A 1,315-nucleotide genomic window follows, 5' to 3' on the forward strand; every position below is an offset into this window, starting at 1 on the left:
GATGGAAATGGAAGCCACGCAAGCACCTTAAAATCACCATCATACACTAAATCAGTAAGTTGGCAGCATTACCTAATCTTTAGGATTAATCCTTTTTTCGTGAGTAATCTTATCGCCAGTTTGGTCTGGTCAGGAAATAGTTATACATCATGACCCGGACTCCAAATTCAAAAATGAAATTAGGAGAAGAGCATGAGTTCTGCCAAGAAGATCGGGCTATTTGCCTGTACCGGTGTTGTTGCCGGTAATATGATGGGGAGCGGTATTGCATTATTACCTGCGAACCTAGCAAGTATCGGTGGTATTGCTATCTGGGGTTGGATTATCTCTATTATTGGTGCAATGTCGCTGGCGTATGTATATGCCCGACTGGCAACAAAAAACCCGCAACAAGGTGGCCCAATTGCTTATGCCGGAGAAATTTCCCCTGCATTTGGTTTTCAGACAGGTGTTCTTTATTACCATGCTAACTGGATTGGTAACCTGGCGATTGGTATTACCGCTGTATCTTATCTTTCCACCTTCTTCCCAGTATTAAATGATCCTGTTCCGGCGGGTATCGCCTGTATTGCTATCGTCTGGGTATTTACCTTTGTAAATATGCTCGGCGGTACCTGGGTAAGCCGTTTAACCACTATTGGTCTGGTGCTGGTTCTTATTCCTGTGGTGATGACTGCTATTGTTGGCTGGCATTGGTTTGATGCGGCAACTTATGCAGCTAACTGGAATACTGCGGATACCACTGATGGTCATGCGATCATTAAAAGTATTCTGCTCTGCCTGTGGGCCTTCGTGGGTGTTGAATCCGCAGCAGTAAGTACTGGTATGGTTAAAAACCCGAAACGTACCGTTCCGCTGGCAACCATGCTGGGTACTGGTTTAGCAGGTATTGTTTATATCGCTGCGACTCAGGTGCTTTCCGGTATGTATCCGTCTTCTGTAATGGCGGCTTCCGGTGCTCCGTTTGCAATCAGTGCTTCAACTATCCTCGGTAACTGGGCTGCGCCGCTGGTTTCTGCATTCACCGCCTTTGCGTGCCTGACTTCTCTGGGCTCCTGGATGATGTTGGTAGGCCAGGCAGGTGTACGTGCCGCTAACGACGGTAACTTCCCGAAAGTTTATGGTGAAGTCGACAGCAACGGTATTCCGAAAAAAGGTCTGCTGCTGGCTGCAGTGAAAATGACTGCCCTGATGATCCTCATCACTCTGATGAACTCTGCCGGTGGTAAAGCATCTGACCTGTGAGGTGTACTGGCAATAGCGGACACTACCATTTGTTCTTTTTTTAAGCAGCCATCTGATGATATTTTTCCCT

Annotated in this window: 1 pseudogene; it reads left to right on the forward strand. The window is 46.9% G+C overall.

The annotated features are described in order from the left end of the window. Positions 1–192: 192 nt before the first annotated feature. Positions 193–1,242: pseudogene (gene cadB, locus ABZJ92_RS21855) on the forward strand (cadaverine/lysine antiporter); the annotation flags it as partial. Positions 1,243–1,315: the final 73 nt, after the last annotated feature.

It is taken from the genome of Shigella sp. FJ200513 (genome assembly GCF_040495915.1).
Taxonomy (GTDB): Bacteria; Pseudomonadota; Gammaproteobacteria; order Enterobacterales; family Enterobacteriaceae; genus ECMA0423.